3 protein-coding genes and 1 pseudogene are annotated in these 2,863 nt (G+C 58.5%); all 4 read right to left on the reverse strand.

The window, feature by feature from the left end; all coding sequences use genetic code 11:
* Nucleotides 1-147 precede the first annotated feature (147 nt).
* Complete coding sequence (locus tag B7L15_RS19655) at nucleotides 148-795, reverse strand: hypothetical protein (protein WP_176243741.1); 648 nt, start codon at nucleotides 793-795, stop codon at nucleotides 148-150.
* A 158-nt stretch (nucleotides 796-953) separates the two neighbouring features.
* Complete coding sequence (locus B7L15_RS19235; protein ID WP_085920494.1) at nucleotides 954-2,234, reverse strand: Y-family DNA polymerase; 1,281 nt, start codon at nucleotides 2,232-2,234, stop codon at nucleotides 954-956.
* Nucleotides 2,231-2,680 carry a LexA family protein gene (locus B7L15_RS19240; RefSeq protein ID WP_085920495.1) on the reverse strand — a complete coding sequence of 150 codons (450 nt, stop codon included), beginning with the start codon at nucleotides 2,678-2,680 and terminating at the stop codon, nucleotides 2,231-2,233. Before B7L15_RS19240 ends, B7L15_RS19235 begins: the two co-directional genes overlap by 4 nt.
* A 30-nt stretch (nucleotides 2,681-2,710) precedes the next feature.
* A pseudogene (locus B7L15_RS19475) lies at nucleotides 2,711-2,863 on the reverse strand (IS1595 family transposase); the annotation flags it as partial.

Here is a 2,863-nt window from a genome sequence, read left to right on the forward strand (position 1 = left end):
GCCCAGAAGCGCTGGAAGCGGATCAAGGGGTTCAACAAGCTGGAGCTGGTCGTGAACAACGTCCAGTTCAAGGACGGCGAACCCTTGACCGATCAGTCAGACAGGACTGCCGCCTGACCGGCCATACACAGAATTTGACAATAACTCTCATTCGTTTTCACCCTTCGTTTCTCTTACCAGTAACGCATAAACGCTCTGTGGATTTTCCACCAACCATGCTTCTGGACGTTGGTTTTCGAGTTGAGGATGCGGGGTTGCCATCCAGCGCTGGGCGTGTGCTTCGCCCAGTATGTTGACGGCGGCTACCCATACGTCTTGCTCGCTGGGTGTATCTAACACTTCCCTGCCAACATCTGGCATGTCGCTCCATGCTTTCAGCTCGTCAGGCTCAGGGGCATCCGGGTCACATTGCTCCAGCAACAGGTCAAGCCTGCCGGGCCGTAGGGTGGAAGCGTTCTGTACAATAGCGGTAGAGTCTTTTTGCCTGAGGGCTTCTCGAAGCCAGGTTTCCACTGCTTCGCAGGCCGCGTCATTGTCTTCGAGAGTCGCGAGGGCGGCATCGTTACCAGAACGACGGATAAAGAAGTGCTCAGGGATAGGTAGCGCACTGCCATCACGAAGATATGCCACGATTTCACCGCTCATCGCGGGGAGATAAGCACCATCGCTTTGCTGGCATTCCAACGCATCACGGAACGTCGCTAGCGGCTGAGGGAAGTGATCGCGTAGGTCAAACGCCCGGTAAGCAAAAATGGCCGAGGTTAGAATGTCCGTTGATGGGGCTAATGTCGGCATTCTGCCCTCCCTTCCTCATGATGGTTAAGTCGCTTTTCACTGTAGCGAAAGTTGGCGGCGATACCTACCACCTACGTCGCTGTTTCTCGCCTCCTTGTCGTATCTCCCGTGTGGAGAGTATACACAGCGCGCTCCCGCGCCTATGACCATCCGGAACCTTAGAGCTTCACGCTGACCAGCTCACTCCACTGGGTTGTGTATCGCGGCGTGCGGCGTTCACTGCGCAGCGCCCAGGCGTTGTCTTGGCGAGGTAAGCCTAGCTGTATCGTACCCTTGCCCAGCTCACGGTTGAGTTTATCGACCGTGGCCATGAGCCGTTCGCTGCGTTTTGCCTCGGTGGCCGTTTGCGGCGTTTCGGTCAGCGTGAGCTGGCGATGGGCTTTGGGAGACAGATCGAGCAGCATCACGCCGACTTTTTGGTATCGATACCCCTTGCGCCATAGGTGCCTGAGCCCTTGAACAGCGGCGGCAATAAGTTCGCGGCTGTCATCAGTGGGGCGATCCAGCGAGACGATGACGCGGTTGCGGTACTGGGGTAAATCGGTGCGAAACAGGTTGGTGCGCACAAATACCATCACGGCGCTGGTGACGCTCGCTTGTCTGCGCAGCTTCTCTCCGGCGCGGGCGGCATGATGGCGCAGCGCTTCGCGTAGGTCGTGCGGGTTGCCGGTGAGCTGTCCAAATGAACGCGAGACCATAATCTGCTGCTTGGGCGCGCTCATATCATCCAACTGAATGGAGGGCTGGCCGCGCAGCTCCCATACGATTCGCTCCTGTACCACGGAGAACCGTTGGCGGATTTGTTTCGGATCGGCTTGGCGTAGCTGCCAGGCAGTGTTAATCCCCATGACGTTGAGCCGTTCGGCGGTACGCCGCGCCACGCCCCAAAGCTCGGTGACCGGTAGCTGTTTGAGCAATTCGCGAGTAGTGGGGCTGTTGGCGTCTAATCGGCAAACGCCTGCGGCCTGGTAAGCCGGGTGTTTTTTGGCCATGTGGTTGGCGATTTTGGCCAGCACCCGCGTCGGGGCAAAGCCCACGGAGACCGGGATACCCGTCCATTGCCGCACGGTGTCGCGTAGCTGCTGACCTCGGGTTTCCAACGTCGCCAGATCAAACCCCTGAAATCCCACAAAGCTCTCGTCGATGGAATAAACCTCGACATGCGGGGAGAACGTGGCAAGCACCTCGGTGACGCGCCGGGACATATCGCCATACAGCGCATAATTGCTCGATAGCAGTATCGTTTGGCGACGTATCGGTGGGGACAACAAGTGCATGGCGGTGCCCATCTCCACACCCAGCGCTTTAAGTTCATTTGAGCGCGCGACAATGCAGCCGTCGTTATTGGAGAGTACCCCGACCGGGCGGCCTTCCAACGCCGGGTTGAACACCCGCTCGCACGACACGTAGAAGTTGTTGCAGTCCACCAGGGCCATCATGGCAGCGGTGCTCCCGGCAGGCTGTGCAGCACATGGGTAACCACACCCCAAACATGGGATTCGCGTCCCTCCAGTGGAATGGGTTGGTACGCCGGGTTACTGGCCCGCAGGTACGCCCGCTGCCCGACACGCTCTAGCCGCTTGACCGTAAGCTCGCCATCGACAGCGATCACAATGATGCGCCCGGGCAGTGCTTCCAAGCTGCGATCAACGACCAGTAGGTCCCCGTGATGGATACCGTCGCCGATCATCGAGTCGCCTTCGGCGCGGACAAAGTACGTCGACGCCGGGCGTTTCACCACATGGCGATGCAGGTCCAGGTCGGTATCGAGGTGGTCATCCGCCGGGCTGGGAAACCCCGCGCGGACGGCGCTGGAGAAAAGCGGCAGCGGGCAAGGTATGGCAGTGGGGTCAGCACGCCCAAAAAGAGACACAGGTAAAGACATGACACCCTCCCAAATACTGTATTTATGGGGCTATGTTGGTATCTGTTGTTGGTCAGCGCCAATCACCGCCAGTAGCCACGCTTCCTCGGCTGGCTTCGCTGTTTCAAACAATCGTCGCCATGCCAAATAATTGGGTAAATACGCTGTCCCCACCCCCTTAAAACGCTTCATCCAGCCCTTCAG

The sequence above is a fragment of the Halomonas sp. CSM-2 genome, from assembly GCF_002119345.1.
GTDB lineage: Bacteria > Pseudomonadota > Gammaproteobacteria > Pseudomonadales > Halomonadaceae > Vreelandella > Vreelandella janggokensis.